The sequence below is a fragment of the Acinetobacter sp. C32I genome (assembly GCF_023702715.1).
In the GTDB taxonomy this organism is placed as follows: domain Bacteria; phylum Pseudomonadota; class Gammaproteobacteria; order Pseudomonadales; family Moraxellaceae; genus Acinetobacter.
The window spans coordinates 115,782-129,694 of record NZ_CP098480.1 but is presented as its reverse complement, the minus strand read 5'-3'; the positions used below and the strand labels follow the sequence as shown (position 1 = coordinate 129,694).

The window sequence follows — 13,913 nt, the reverse complement described above, 5'->3', positions numbered from 1 at the left end:
TATAGCTTTTTAGCACCCAAATAAAAAACCTCGCATCAAGCGAGGTTTTCAATCAGCACAAGTTAGCGTTCACGCAATGCTTCTTTGGCTTTATTAAACGGTTTCAACAAGTAATCCATAATGGTTTTTTGCCCTGTACGAATATCCACGGTTGCCACCATACCCGGTGTGATGCTAAAGGCTTTACCCGCCTTATTATATAAGCGGTCTGAATCAGTCCGAATATAAACACGATAATAGAACTGATCTTGCTTGACCTCATCACGAATGGTATCTGGTGAAATTACAGTCACTTTACCATCCAAACCACCATAGATTGAATAATCATAAGCCGTGATTTTAACCAAGGCCTCCTGACCAGGACGAATAAAAGCAATGTCTCTTGGTGAAATACGCGCCTCAATCAATAGCTTATCTTCCAAAGGAACAATGGTCATTAACTTACCATTTTGAGGAATCACACCACCTAAAGTCGTAACATCAATTTCTTTCACAACGCCACGTACAGGTGCTTTAAACACTGCGCGTTCTAAACTGTCATTTCGACCATTCACAATCTGTTGCTGAGTTTGAATATCGGTATTTGCCTTAGACAACTCCTCTCGTGCTTTGACATAATATTGGTTGCGTGTATCGTTGATTTTATTGTTTAGATCATTGGCTTCCCGCTTTAAACGCAAGACTTCAACCTCACTGGCCGCCCCTTTGGCAACCAATGGCTCAGTCATGGCCAGTTCTTGTCGTACCAGTTTTGCAGCTTGTTCATAGCCTTCAATGGACTGCTCTAGATTGGCACGGCGGGATAAATACAATGCGGTTTCTTCTTGTACCAATTTAGGACTCTTTTGCACATCTTCAGGAAAACTTAATGGAGAACCCGTCACTTCAGCACGTAAACGTGCTGCGGTAGCCTGTGCAGAAATCAGTAAGGACTTTGACTCCCCAACATTCGAGGCAAAACGTGTAGGATCAAGTTGAGCTAGGATTTGTCCCTTTTCAACCACATCGCCTTCATTGACATCAAGTTTAGTTAAAATCCCCCCTTCAAGCGACTGAATAATTTGCTCTTTTGAAGAAGGAATCACTTTCCCCGTACCTGTTGAAACTTCTTCCAGATTAAATAACCATGCCCAGATTAAGAGTGAAAGTAAACCAATCCCAATCATCCAAACAACAAGCGTCGAACGAGGTAACTTTGGTTCATTATAGGTTACGTTCATGGGACGACTGCTGTTCTGTTGTTGTTCACTCATAAAATTTCCTCAAAGTATTAAACTATTTTTTGTTTTATCGTTGATTGTTGTAAAACTTGATCTACAGGTCCATCCATGACGATCTTGCCTTCATTCATGACAATAATTCGATCTACCAATTCCAAAACAGCACGTCGATGCGTTGCAACAACTAAAGTCCGATAGCCAAGCCAAGTCTTTAAGTGATCAATCAATTGCTTTTCGGCCACATCATCAATGGCAGCAGTTGGTTCATCCAGCAATAAGATATTCGGCTGACGAATCAATAAGCGCGCCAACAATAAGGCTTGTCGTTGTCCCCCAGAAAAGCCCACACCACCTTCCAAGACCAAATGATCTAGGCCTTCTTTCTTTTCATGCACAAAACTCAATGCACCGGTTACTTTTAAAGCTTTAAGAATATCTTCATCACGTGCTAAAGGTGCGCCAAGCGTCAGGTTTTCACGAATAGTGCCATAAAATAAATGTGCATTCTGATTAAGTAAGCCCATATCACGACGTACATCGGCAGGATCAATCAGACTAATATCCAAATCATCCAAATACACCGAACCAGAATTCGGGAACTGCATTGCCGATAAAATCTGTAATAAAGTCGATTTACCCGCACCATTGCGCCCCAAAATCGCAATACGTTCACCCGCACGAATCTTAAGTTGTGGAATCACTAGACTTGGGCGTGGGTCATCTTCCGTATATTGGAACACCACTTTTTTCAGCTCATAATCGCCATGCAACACTTCTTTGTGTACTAAATGCGCTTGATCTGGTTGATCTACCGGCTTCTGCATTAACTCGTCTAGGCTTTTCTTCGCGACTTTTGCCTGTTGCAAACGTCCCAGAATCCCTGTGATCTGTGAAATTGGCGCAAGCATACGTGAAGATAAAATCGAACAGGCCACCAACGCACCAGTGGTCATATCGCCTTTCATGACTGCAAAACATCCCACTAGAATGACAGCAGCATATGTCAAGCCCTGAATCTTTTGTGTCCATGCAGTCAGTACACCTACGATCTTGCGCTGCTGCATACTGATATCAGCAGACACTTCATTCATATGATTCCATTGATTCTGGAAACGAGACTCTGCACGCAATAACTTAATGTCTTCAATACCTTGTACTGCTTCAACCAAAATGGCATTACGAATTGAAGATTCACGCATCCCTTCTTGTGCAAGTTGTGCCAATTTATTCTGGGCTAAAATTGCAGGCAAAATCATTAAAGGAACCACCAGCAGCATCACCCAGAAGAGATTGCCACCAATAATTGCAAAAATAATCAGGAATAAGAAAAAGAAAGGTAAATCGGCAATTGCTCCCATTGTGGTCGACGTCACCAGATCACGAACACCTTCCAACTCACGGATTTGAGAAATAAAGGTACCTGTTGACTTAGAACGTTCACTATTTTTGATTCTTAATGCATGACCAAAGACACGATCAGAGATCCGTAAATCTGCCCGTTTACCAATAATGTCCGAAATATAGACCCGAGAAAGTCTTAATACAAATTCAAAGATAGCGGCAATCAATACACCACCCGCAAGCACCCAGAGTGTAGGAATGGACTGCGATGGAACTACACGGTCGTAGACTTGCATCGAGAAAATAATTGTGGCTAAAGCCAAAATATTGGCAATCATCGATGCCAACATGATGTCGATATAACGTTTCCAATCCTGTAATACAATTGACCAGAACCAGCTTGGTTCATACGGTTTGATATACTCATCGATACGCGCATCAGGTACCGACTGTTCTGGGCGAAGTACATACACATTTTTAATAATATGTTTCAATGCGCCTACTGCAAACTTTTGCGATAAACCTTGATCCCCACTCAGTTGAACACTGACATGGCCTGAACCGTCTGCTTTATCAATAACACCAACTTGACCATCCGCTAATTCCACCAGTACAGGTAAACGCCAAGGGTTAATCACATCATCACTGAAAGCAACCCGTCTAACATTCAAACCAACCTGTCGACTAATCAAAACCAAGACTTCATCGAGATTTTGATTCTGGTTCCAGTCAAGCTGTAAACGAATCCGTTCCTCAGAAGGTTCAATGCGATAATGTTTTGCAATCGTTAGTATGGCCTGTAACCAAGGCTGATAATTTATTTTTGTAGTCATCATGGTTGTACCTCAAATCCTTGGATTTTTATATTATTGAGGTCATAGGCTTGGCGAGAACGTCCAGTCGCAGCAATATATTGTGCAATACTGCTGTAAATGTCATAACGTGCCGTTTCTGCTTCTGAATTCGCACTATGAATTGCCTGTTCTGCATTGAGCAGGTCAACCAAAGTCCGTGTCCCTAACTTATATTGTTCTTGGTAAAGTTCTCTAGTTCGTATTGTTGTTGCTTGTTGCCCTGCCAAAACCTGCATTTGGCGTTGCTTATTTTCGATTTGTTCACGGCTGGTCCGAATTTGATCCAACACTTTTAAATACACAGCATTGACCTGTGCTTTTGCTGCCTCTTCAGCAAAACTAGCTGCCCGAGTTTTTGAGGCGGTTGCTCCACCCTGATAAAACTGACTACTGGCTTCAAACATGATGGCACTATCAAACCCACCTTCTTTATCATTGCTTGGGTTTCTGCCGTGCAAAGCTTGACTCAGTTCACCTTTTACAGCTAGTGTCGGATAATTACTCACCTGTGTCTGTAATTTTTGATTACGCGCAACTTCAATCCCAGCTTGTGCTGCAATCATTTGCGGAATGGTATTGAACTGTGGTGCAGCATATAAATCTGATTGTTTTACGTAGTCTTCTGAAATTGCCCATTGTACATTTCGTGTATCAAAACCCAATAATGTATACAAATGCTGCTGATATTGGCTCAGTAAAGATTGTTGCGCGATCATCGCAGATTGTGCTGATTGCAAATAAGACTGTGCTTGTATCGGATCCGCTTGACTACTAATCCCCGCATTGGCACGCAAATTCGCCATCTCTTGGATACGTTTAATCCCTGCGATTTGCTGATTCGCAATCTGGATCAGTTTTTGATAACGCTGAATATTGATAATCGTCTGTGCGGCATCTAAGGAAATATCATCAATCTTGACCAATACATTGGCTTGACCAACCAAAACTTTGGCTTTTTCGACATCAACACCCGTTTTTACTTTGCCAAAGTCGTACAGCATTTGCGTTGCACTCAATGTCAGCAACTGCTGCCCGCGAGTACTTTTTTTACCTAAATCCCCTGTGCTGACCCCACCACCAATCTGTGGATAATAACCGGATTTGGCGACATCAATATTGGCATTTTGTGAAGCTAATGCGGCAATGCCTTGAGAAATTTCAGGATTACGCTGTACTGCAATCTGTACCGCATCTGTAAGCACTTTGCGTTGGTTCTGCCAAAAAGCTGCTGGAACCGTATCGACTTGGGGGCGACCTGACCCAACCACAGGCAAATCACTTCCCAACGAAGTATCTACAGAAAAATTACTCAATTTCTGCATTTGTGCCACTTTGAACTCATCACTACTTTTTGGGACAAAAAGCTTAGAAATATTGTTCTTTAAAGTGTGATACTGTTCACTCGGTGGTGTTGCATGTGTCATTGGCACAGACAGTGTTGCTACATAGAGTAACCACTTAAAATCCATACTTTTTTTCCATGTTCCATTATTCACTTTTATATCGTTGTGCAAGTTCATATTTTTTTCGTATTGTTATCATTTCAGCATTTTCATTTTAAGCATTTTTTTATAAAAAACACTACGTTCCGCACATAATTTCATCGCTAGATATATGTATATTTTTGTAAAACAGTTCACATTTTAATAGATTATGCCTTGGTAATGGAATAGATAAAATAAATATTTATCAATCAATTAGCCAAATAAATATCAAACTAGCCCCTTCACAGATCAATATTTCACCACCCATCATTTATTTCCGCATAAAAAAAGAACCTCTCGGTTCTTTTCTTAAATACAAATTTTGCTGACTAAACAACAAAATCATCCCCTAGATATACTTTACGGACTTGCTCATTATCCAGAATTTCTTGCGGTGTGCCTTCTGCAATCACAGAGCCCTCACTCACAATATAAGCTTTCTCACAAATGGCTAAGGTCTCACGAACGTTATGATCGGTAATCAGCACGCCAATGCCACGATCTTTGAGTGTTTGAATAATATCTTTAATATCGCCAACAGAAATTGGATCAACCCCCGCAAAAGGTTCATCCAGCAACATAAACTTCGGATCAGCAGCCAAAGCACGTGCAATTTCAGCACGACGACGCTCGCCACCCGATACACTCATGCCCAAGGAGTCCTTGATGTGATTAATTTTAAAATCACTCAATAATTCATTGAGGCGTTGTTGACGCTGCTGTTTATTTAAATCTTTACGTGTTTCTAAAATTGCCATAATGTTTTCGGCAATGGTCAGCTTTCTAAAGATTGAGGCTTCTTGCGGTAAATAGCCAATGCCTTTACGAGCACGTTCATGCATCGCAAGATCAGACAAATCCAGATTGTCTAAGTGAATTTCACCTTTGTCCATGCGAACAAGACCAACGACCATATAGAAGCTTGTGGTTTTACCTGCGCCATTTGGCCCGAGCAGGCCCACAATCTGTCCACTTTGCATTGTAAAAGAAACATCTTTCACAACCCAACGTTTACTATAGTTTTTAGCCAAATGCTTGATACAAAGCGTTTGTGGCTGCTGCACTGATTGCTCCATTAATCACGCGCCCCTGGGAAACTTTTTGAACTTGAAGGTGGAATAATGATTTGCACGCGATTGGTTGAAGAACCTTGTGCTTCTACATCCCCTTTGTTCATACTATATTTTAGGCTGTTACCTCGAATGCTTGAGCCATCCTGATACAGATAAGCCTTACCTGTTAAAGTAATAATACCCGTATCTGCATTATAGACGATGGTTTGTGCTTCACCGCGAGCTAAGCCTTTATTCGCATCCATTTGCTGCTGAAATTTTGCAAGCTGGCCCTTTGCAGTAATGATTTGAATCTCTTTCTTGCTATTTAAATTTGCAACAATTGAATCCGCCTGTAGCTTCATCGTACCTTGCTCAATCACGACATTGCCCGTGTAGGTGGTTACACCTGTTTTATCATTATAGGTTGCGCGATCAGCGACTAAAGAAAGCTGTTGATTACGATCTGAGGGCAAAGCAAAACTTGCAGCAGCAGATAACGCAAGCACAGCAGCACAAGTGGCTTGTTTCAGGAAAGTAGAACGAGATTTAGAATTAAGAGCTTGGCGCATACTTTCCTCGAATTTTATAAAATTCATATTGACCATTATTTAAATTAGCCTTGAGGCCTTGACTCACAAACTGAGCTGATGGTGATTGCACCGTGACCTCATGTTGTGTTTCAAGCTCTCTTGTTTTTGGATAACCCGTGAGTTCATCGGTATGAAACTCCATTTTATTACCCTGATCAGACAATTTCGTTGCAACAACATCACCGAGCAAAACAACTTTTGTATTATCATCATAACCTTGTGCTTGCTTGGCATAAAATGTTGCATCAGGTTTGCCCTGTTTGTACATCACTGCATTTAGTTGATCAAGCTGAGAGGTTTTTTGTTGCATATTTTGTTCTAGCTGTTTGACTTGAGCACGAATATACAAATTACCCTGTTCATCGGTCTGGGTTAAATGCACACCTTGCGCTGAATAGGTCATATTCTTGGCTGAATCAACATCCAACTTTTTTGCTTTGCCGCTGTAATAGTAATAACCACCACTCACAGTAGCGACCACTACAGCAACAACATATAAAACTTTGGTATCCATAAACAGGGTTACCTAACCTTTGAGCGAATCAACACTATATTAATGTGGTACAGCAAGATATTTTTCAAGCAGTTCTTGGTAAACACCTTTTGCCATCAACAACATATCGCAGACTTCACGCACCGCACCACGACCACCCATTGCTTGGGTAACTAGATTCGCACGACGGCGTACCTCTTCATGGCCGTTTGGCACAGTAACTTTCATGCCTGCAATAGCAAAGGCAGATAAATCAGGCCAATCATCACCCATATAGATACAATCTTCAGGTAAAAGACCCAGTTGTGCACAAGCTTCACGCAATGCCACGCCTTTATCTTCACGTCCTTGAAACACCAAATCTACGCCAAGATCAGACATGCGTTTTTCAACAATATTACTTTTCCGCCCAGTGATAATAATCACTTTCATTCCTGCTTGCTGAACCAGTTTCATGCCCAAGCCATCACGAATATCAAATGATTTAATCTCATCGCCTGAATTGGTTAAAGTGACAAAGCCATCGCTTAAGATCCCATCCACATCAAGCACAAGGGCTTGTAAATGACGAGCTTGTTCTTGTAAAGCATAAGATGCCATGGCTTAATTTACTCCTGCCTGAATGAGGTCATGCATACTAATCACACCAATGACTTTATTGGCGTCATCAACAACTACAAATTGATTGACTTTTTTCTCATGCATTTTTTCTAAAGCTTTCACCGCACGAGCTTCCTGAGAAATCGTCAATGGGTTTTTAGTCATGACTGCAGACACGGGTAAATTCACATCAAAACCTTGTTGCTGGTCGATCATACGACGTAAGTCACCGTCGGTAAAAATACCCAATAAAGTATCATTTTCATCCACAACGGTGGTTAAACCCAGACGCTTGTCAGAAATTTCATATAATACTTTGTTCATTGGCGTATCTGGTCGAACTTTAGGTAACTCTGCACCTGTATGCATCAAGTGCTTGACATGCAAAAGTAAACGTTTACCTAAAGCACCTGCCGGATGTGAACGGGCAAAATCATCTGCCGTAAAACCACGCGCTTCTAACAGTGCTACAGCCAAAGCATCACCCAACACCAAAGTCGCAGTGGTGCTTGAGGTTGGTGCTAGACCTAAGGGACAAGCTTCATCTGCTTGACCCAATGTCAAGGCAACATCCGCATTTTGTGGCATTGGTCCCTTATCATCACGACTAATGGTAATTAAAGGTACACCTAAATGCTTGATCAGCGGCATTAACATCATGATTTCATCGCTCTTACCTGAGTTTGAAATCGCGATCAATACATCTCCACGCACCAACATGCCCAGATCCCCATGACCTGCTTCACCAGGATGCATAAAGAAGGATGGCGTTCCTGTCGATGCAAAGGTAGCCGCCATTTTACGACCAATATGCCCCGATTTACCCATCCCTGTCACAACAACACGTCCTTGACATTGCAACAGGATCTCACATGCAAGGTCAAAACGCTCATTAATCTGGGCAGCAAGAACTTCAATCGCTTGTTGTTCGACACGCAACGTTTCTAATGCGCTTTTTTGGAAATCTATGGTTTGTGACATATGAGTTTGACTCAAAATAATACTCTATCCACCTGTACGGTAGATGATTTTAATCAAAAGAATGATGGAGATTCTAGCATATCTGCAAATATTACACGTTTCTAAATGTATAAGTTTTCATGAAAAATGAAGAGATAACGTATGAAATAAGACTCATTATATTTGGGCTAAACACCCATATATTGAATCCTAATTTAGTTAGGCAGATCTACATTCATCCTTAATCGTCCCCCCTTCTAGACTTGATAGAAAAAACTTGCTTATTATTAATTCAAGTTGTATATACATATACAAATAAGATCATACATGACCATACCTAAGTACTCAATTAGGTATTTTTTATGACGATAAGTGCTTCAAGGATGCGGAGTAAAAGATGAACTCATTGGATGAGAAAGAACAACATCAATTTATTGAAAACCGAAGTATTGATTTCATTCCAGAACACGAAAGACATGGCAGTGTTTTCGGTCAATTTACGCTGTGGTTTGGTGCTAATTTACAAATCACAGCAATCGTCACAGGTGCTTTGGCCGTTGTACTGGGTGGTGATGTATTCTGGTCGATTATTGGTTTATTGATTGGGCAATGCTTTGGTGCCATTGTAATGGCATTGCATGCAGCACAAGGTCCTAAACTCGGCCTGCCTCAAATGATTTCAAGTCGCGTTCAATTTGGTGTGTATGGTGCCTGCATTCCGATTTTCTTAGTTTGCTTAATGTACATTGGGTTTACAGCCACGGGGGAAGTCCTTGCAGGTAAAGCAATTGCACAACTCATCAATGTCAGCAATAGCACTGGAATTTTAATCTATGCAGCTTTTATTGTAATCTTCGCCACCATTGGTTATCGATTAATCCACTGGGTGGGGAAAGTTGCAAGCATTATTGGTATTATTGCCTTTGTTATTATTTTGGCTCAGATTTTAACTCATTCAAATTTTTCAGCATTAATTGCCGTTCAGAAATTTAGCTGGTCCTCATTTTTATTGGCAATTTCTCTTTCTGCTTCTTGGCAAATTTCATTTGGCCCTTATGTAGCCGATTATTCTAGATACCTTCCCTCAAACACCTCTTCGACTCGCGTCTTTCTGGCTGTTGGTTTAGGTTCACTCCTCAGTTCGCAAATTTCCATGACCTTGGGTGTCTTGATTGCACAGATTTCGCAAGGCGGCTTTGTCGGAAATGAAGTGCAATATGTCGTTGGTATGAATGCAGTTGCACTGGTGATTACTTTTTTATATTTCAGTATTGCCTTTGGCAAAGTCACTCTATCGACGCTTAACGCCTACGGTTGTTTCATGTGTATTGCGACCATTTGGAATAGCTTCAAACCGCACTATCAAATTTCAAGAATGACGCGTTTAGGTATTGTACTTGCAATGGTCGCCATTTCTACAATCATCGCAATTGCTGGTGAACATACTTTTTTAAACAGCTTTAAAGCATTCATTCTATTCCTACTCACCTTCTTCATTCCTTGGAGTGCAATTAACCTCGTAGACTACTATTTCATCTCTAAAGAAGAATGTGATGTTGATGCCTTATATGATCCAGATGGGAAATATGGGCGGTGGAACCTTATCGGCATTGGCTGTTATATCATGGGTGTGTTACTACAACTTCCGTTTATTCATAGTAAAGTTTACACGGGTCACATCGCAACCATGTTAGGTGGTATTGATATCTCTTGGTTGGTCGGTATTCTGGCAACGGCTGTGATTTATTATTATTTTGCAAAAAAAGTTCAACTTCGAACAGCGAGTCAAATTGGTTTTGAATAAAGAAATATTGCAAATGAAAGCCATCTTTTTTCTACTGATAACTTTATGAAATATGGTGCATACGTTATGATGAATAACGATTTTTGTAGAGTGTTTGAAAACCCTTATGCAACCTTTTGTTCTATATAACTCTGAGCAACGTAAAAAAGTTGAATTTGTCCCACGTAAAGAAGGTCAAATCGATATGTATGTCTGTGGTATGACGGTTTACGATTACTGTCATATCGGGCACGCTCGGGTTATGGTTGCATTTGACTACATCATTCGCTTTCTGCGCAGCCAAGGCTGGAAAGTTCGCTATATTCGCAACATTACCGATATTGATGACAAAATCATTGCGCGTGCCAATGAAAATGGTGAAAGCATTCAACAACTCACTGCTCGTTTTATTCAGGCAATGAATGAAGATGCGGCTAACTTAGGGTGTGCTGAACCCGATGAAGCACCTAAAGCAACTGAATATATTGATCAAATGCAAAATATGATCGGCACCTTGGTTGATAAAGGGGCTGCCTACCCTGCTAGCAATGGCGATGTTTATTTTGAGGTGAGCAAGTTCAATAAATACGGTCGTTTATCTGGTCGTAAATTGGATGATATGCAAGCGGGTGCATCTGAGCGTGTGGATGTTGAAGTTGAAAAGAAACATCCCTTTGACTTTGTACTGTGGAAACATGCCAAAGCAAATGAACCTGCGTGGGCTTCACCTTGGGGCAATGGCCGCCCAGGTTGGCATATCGAATGCTCTGCAATGTCGACTTGCTGCCTAGGCAACCATTTCGATATTCATGGGGGTGGTTCAGATCTGATGTTCCCACACCATGAAAATGAAATCGCACAAAGTGAAGCATCAACGGGTGAACAATATGTCAATTATTGGATGCATGTTGGTTTCATCAATGTTGATGGCGAGAAAATGTCTAAATCTTTAGGCAACTTCTTTACCATTCGCGATGTGATGGAGAAATTCCATCCCGAAGTGATTCGCTACTTCATTGTGTCTTCGCATTACCGCAGCCCAGTCAACTTCTCTGATGTGGCCTTAAAAGAAGCAAAAACTGCGCTAAGCCGTTTTTATCATTCATTTAAAGCCTATCAACAGGTGTATGGTCAAACAACGGTTGAGACATTAGAGCAAAACTTTATTGAACGCTTTAACAATGCGATGTGTGATGATTTCAATACCGCTGAAGCAATGGCAGTATTGTTCGAACTGAATAAAGAACTTAATCGCGCGGTGAAAGAAGAGCAAGCGGAACAAGCGACAACGCTTTACTCTACTCTGCGTCATTTAACCAACATTCTTGGCTTGGTTCAGCATGATGTGGATGAGTTCCTCAAATCAGATATTGGTCAGGAAGCACTTAGCCTTTCCGATGCTGAAATTGAAAGTTTTATTCAACAACGTGTTGATGCGAAAAAAGCCAAAGACTTTGCTCAAGCTGATGGCATTCGCCAGTCTTTACTCGATCAAGGTGTGGTTTTAGAAGATACGCGTCAAGGGACAATCTGGCGACGTGCTGATTAATTAAACACTCAGCATTATAAAGAGTTGACACTTGAATGAAACTCTCTATAATGCGTCCTATTGCGGGAATAGCTCAGTTGGTAGAGCATAACCTTGCCAAGGTTGGGGTCGGGAGTTCGAGTCTCCTTTCCCGCTCCAGATTAAAAAAAGCCCTTATCGAAAGATAAGGGCTTTTTTATTTCCAAAATCCACACCTTCATTTAAGCCCTCCACAATGAGACAAACTTTACAACACAAATCAAATGCAATATTATAACATTACATCAATTATCGAGAATTAAAATGAAAGTCTGCTCATCTCTTAAAAGTGGTAAACGCCGCAGTGCCGATTGCCAGATTGTAAAACGTCGCGGCAAGTTATTTGTGATTTGCAAATCCAATCCTCGCTTCAAAGCAAGACAAGGTTAACTTGTCTTGCTTTACCAAAGATTAAATAACCCTTACATTCCCTTACTACCATTTCTTTTTAAAATCTAATAACTTGGATATTAATGTTTTCACAAGGTTATATCTAAGATGAAAAAATCAATTATCGCCATTTCTTTAGCTTCTATTTTTTTAGTTGCATGTAATAAAGCAGAAACCCCAAAAACTGATGAACAAGCCCCACCTGCAACGAGCTCAGAAAGCAGCACTGAAGTTGTTGATAGCGCACACACCGCAGAGAACTCATTGGATTGGAATGGCACATATAAAGGTGTACTTCCTTGCGCAGATTGCGAAGGAATTGAAACCGAACTTGAACTTAATCTAGATAAAACTTACGAGCTCAAAGAGACTTATCTTGGCAAAGGTGATGGCAAAGCATTTGAAAGCAAAGGTAGCTTTACTTTTGACAGCAAGAATACCTCCATTATTGAACTCGACAAAGCCGGTGATGGCCGCAAATACTTTGTTGCTGAAGGCTACTTAAAAGCCCTCGACACGGAAGGCAAAGAGATTACAGGCGAATTGGCTGACAAATACGAACTCAAGAAAGAAGCTGAATAAGTTATTCCTACCAATAAAAGCCCACTCAATATAGTGGGCTTTTTTACACTGGCAATAAAAAACCCAGTCAAAATGACTGGGTTTTTTAGAAGATACGAATTACTTCGCAGCAGCTTGAGCAGCAGCAACTTCTTCTGCAAAACTCATTTCAGCTTTCTTCTCAATACCTTCACCCACTTCGAAACGAACGAACTGAGCTACAACAGTACCAGTCGCTTTTAATACATCAGCAACTTTCTTGTCGTTATCGATAACATACATTTGACGATCAAGCGCAACTTCGTTCAAGTATTTTTCAACTGAACCCGTTACCATTTTCTCAACGATGTTCGCTGGCTTACCAGATTCTAACGCTTTCGCTTCAGCAATTTCTTTCTCTTTAGCGATCAAGTCAGCTGGAACAGCTTCAGCATTTACAGCAACTGGGTTGAACGCAGCAACATGCATTGCAATACCTTTACCAGTGTCAGCATCACCTGTGTAAGAAACAACAACACCGATTTTTAAACCGTGTTTGTAAACAGCCAAGTTTTCGCCTTCAACGATTTGAGCACGACGAACTTGAATGTTCTCACCGATTTTTTGAACAAGTGCAACACGAGCTTCTTCTACAGTCGCGCCGTCTTCAAGCTTAAGTTCAGCAATTTTTGCAGCATCAGTTTCGCCAGCAGCAAGTGCAGCAGCAGCAACTTTATCAGAGAAGTTTTTGAAGTTTTCGTCTTTAGCAACGAAGTCAGTTTGACAGTTAACTTCAACAAGGATTGCTTTGTTACCGTTTTGAATAATAGTGATCGCACCATCAGCAGCAATGTTACCTGCTTTTTTAGCAGCTTTTGCTTGACCTGATTTACGAAGGTTATCAATCGCAAGTTCGATGTCACCGCCTGCTTCTGTTAATGCTTTTTTGCATTCCATCATTGCAAGACCAGTACGGTCACGTAATTCTTTTACCATGCTCGCAGTAACTGCAGTCATGTTGATCTCCTAAAATCGG

The 13,913-nt window shown here is 41.0% G+C and carries 13 protein-coding genes and 1 tRNA gene; 5 read left to right on the top strand and 9 right to left on the bottom strand.

Translation table 11 applies throughout. The features are described from left to right. Nucleotides 1-62 precede the first annotated feature (62 nt). The 8 genes from NDN13_RS00620 to NDN13_RS00585 all read right to left on the bottom strand — a co-directional run bounded on the left by NDN13_RS00620 (nt 63) and on the right by NDN13_RS00585 (nt 8,618). Nucleotides 63-1,253, bottom strand: a complete 1,191-nt coding sequence (locus NDN13_RS00620; RefSeq protein ID WP_016163106.1) for an HlyD family type I secretion periplasmic adaptor subunit — start codon at nt 1,251-1,253, stop codon at nt 63-65. A 17-nt stretch (nt 1,254-1,270) separates the two neighbouring features. Continuing rightward, the gene (locus NDN13_RS00615) at nt 1,271-3,394 is read right to left on the bottom strand and encodes a type I secretion system permease/ATPase (protein ID WP_251118134.1); all 2,124 of its coding nucleotides are present in this window, start codon (nt 3,392-3,394) and stop codon (nt 1,271-1,273) included. Continuing rightward, nucleotides 3,394-4,884: a TolC family protein gene (locus NDN13_RS00610; protein WP_251116758.1), complete on the bottom strand. Its 1,491-nt coding sequence runs from the start codon at nt 4,882-4,884 to the stop codon at nt 3,394-3,396. The genes NDN13_RS00615 and NDN13_RS00610 overlap by 1 nt, the downstream gene beginning before the upstream one ends. Nucleotides 4,885-5,228: 344 nt before the next feature. Then, a complete protein-coding gene (gene lptB, locus NDN13_RS00605; RefSeq protein ID WP_004652734.1) occupies nt 5,229-5,975 on the bottom strand; it encodes an LPS export ABC transporter ATP-binding protein in 747 nt (248 codons plus the stop codon). Further along, nucleotides 5,975-6,523 (bottom strand): lipopolysaccharide transport periplasmic protein LptA, encoded by a 549-nt coding sequence (gene lptA / locus NDN13_RS00600; protein WP_251116757.1) that lies wholly within the window; start codon nt 6,521-6,523, stop codon nt 5,975-5,977. Before lptA ends, lptB begins: the two co-directional genes overlap by 1 nt. Continuing rightward, nucleotides 6,507-7,058, bottom strand: coding sequence for an LPS export ABC transporter periplasmic protein LptC (gene lptC, locus NDN13_RS00595; protein ID WP_251116756.1), 552 nt, complete (start codon nt 7,056-7,058; stop codon nt 6,507-6,509). Before lptC ends, lptA begins: the two co-directional genes overlap by 17 nt. A gap of 39 nt (nt 7,059-7,097) precedes the next feature. After that, entirely contained in the window at nt 7,098-7,637 is a 540-nt protein-coding gene (locus NDN13_RS00590; RefSeq protein WP_004652730.1) for a KdsC family phosphatase, read from the bottom strand. Nucleotides 7,638-7,640: 3 nt separating this feature from the next. After that, nucleotides 7,641-8,618: a KpsF/GutQ family sugar-phosphate isomerase gene (locus tag NDN13_RS00585; RefSeq protein WP_251116755.1), complete on the bottom strand. Its 978-nt coding sequence runs from the start codon at nt 8,616-8,618 to the stop codon at nt 7,641-7,643. A 376-nt stretch (nt 8,619-8,994) separates the two neighbouring features. Between NDN13_RS00585 and NDN13_RS00580 the strand changes: the two genes are divergently transcribed. The 5 genes from NDN13_RS00580 (at nt 8,995) to NDN13_RS00560 (ending at nt 12,919) form a co-directional block, all read left to right on the top strand. Next, complete coding sequence (locus tag NDN13_RS00580) at nt 8,995-10,401, top strand: purine-cytosine permease family protein (protein ID WP_251116754.1); 1,407 nt, start codon at nt 8,995-8,997, stop codon at nt 10,399-10,401. Between the two features lie 106 nt (nt 10,402-10,507). Further along, nucleotides 10,508-11,929: a cysteine--tRNA ligase gene (cysS, locus tag NDN13_RS00575; protein WP_251116753.1), complete on the top strand. Its 1,422-nt coding sequence runs from the start codon at nt 10,508-10,510 to the stop codon at nt 11,927-11,929. 62 nt (nt 11,930-11,991) lie between these two features. Next, nucleotides 11,992-12,067 (top strand) — tRNA-Gly (locus NDN13_RS00570). Between the two features lie 144 nt (nt 12,068-12,211). Then, nucleotides 12,212-12,337: a type B 50S ribosomal protein L36 gene (gene ykgO, locus NDN13_RS00565; protein WP_251116752.1), complete on the top strand. Its 126-nt coding sequence runs from the start codon at nt 12,212-12,214 to the stop codon at nt 12,335-12,337. 108 nt (nt 12,338-12,445) lie between these two features. Beyond that, nucleotides 12,446-12,919 (top strand): copper resistance protein NlpE, encoded by a 474-nt coding sequence (locus NDN13_RS00560; protein ID WP_251116751.1) that lies wholly within the window; start codon nt 12,446-12,448, stop codon nt 12,917-12,919. A gap of 99 nt (nt 12,920-13,018) precedes the next feature. On the opposite strand, the gene tsf is transcribed toward NDN13_RS00560, so the two are convergent. Beyond that, on the bottom strand, nt 13,019-13,894 hold the full coding sequence (gene tsf, locus NDN13_RS00555) for a translation elongation factor Ts (RefSeq protein ID WP_251116750.1): 876 nt from the start codon (nt 13,892-13,894) through the stop codon (nt 13,019-13,021). Nucleotides 13,895-13,913 lie beyond the last annotated feature (19 nt).

Coding starts and splice junctions, on each gene's coding strand:
- NDN13_RS00620 (WP_016163106.1), bottom strand. CDS start 1,253: ATGAGTGAACAACAACAGAACAGCAGTCGTCCCATGAACGTAACCTAT.
- NDN13_RS00615 (WP_251118134.1), bottom strand. CDS start 3,394: ATGACTACAAAAATAAATTATCAGCCTTGGTTACAGGCCATACTAACG.
- NDN13_RS00610 (WP_251116758.1), bottom strand. CDS start 4,884: ATGGATTTTAAGTGGTTACTCTATGTAGCAACACTGTCTGTGCCAATG.
- lptB (WP_004652734.1), bottom strand. CDS start 5,975: ATGGAGCAATCAGTGCAGCAGCCACAAACGCTTTGTATCAAGCATTTG.
- lptA (WP_251116757.1), bottom strand. CDS start 6,523: ATGCGCCAAGCTCTTAATTCTAAATCTCGTTCTACTTTCCTGAAACAA.
- lptC (WP_251116756.1), bottom strand. CDS start 7,058: ATGGATACCAAAGTTTTATATGTTGTTGCTGTAGTGGTCGCTACTGTG.
- NDN13_RS00590 (WP_004652730.1), bottom strand. CDS start 7,637: ATGGCATCTTATGCTTTACAAGAACAAGCTCGTCATTTACAAGCCCTT.
- NDN13_RS00585 (WP_251116755.1), bottom strand. CDS start 8,618: ATGTCACAAACCATAGATTTCCAAAAAAGCGCATTAGAAACGTTGCGT.
- NDN13_RS00580 (WP_251116754.1), top strand. CDS start 8,995: ATGAACTCATTGGATGAGAAAGAACAACATCAATTTATTGAAAACCGA.
- cysS (WP_251116753.1), top strand. CDS start 10,508: ATGCAACCTTTTGTTCTATATAACTCTGAGCAACGTAAAAAAGTTGAA.
- ykgO (WP_251116752.1), top strand. CDS start 12,212: ATGAAAGTCTGCTCATCTCTTAAAAGTGGTAAACGCCGCAGTGCCGAT.
- NDN13_RS00560 (WP_251116751.1), top strand. CDS start 12,446: ATGAAAAAATCAATTATCGCCATTTCTTTAGCTTCTATTTTTTTAGTT.
- tsf (WP_251116750.1), bottom strand. CDS start 13,894: ATGACTGCAGTTACTGCGAGCATGGTAAAAGAATTACGTGACCGTACT.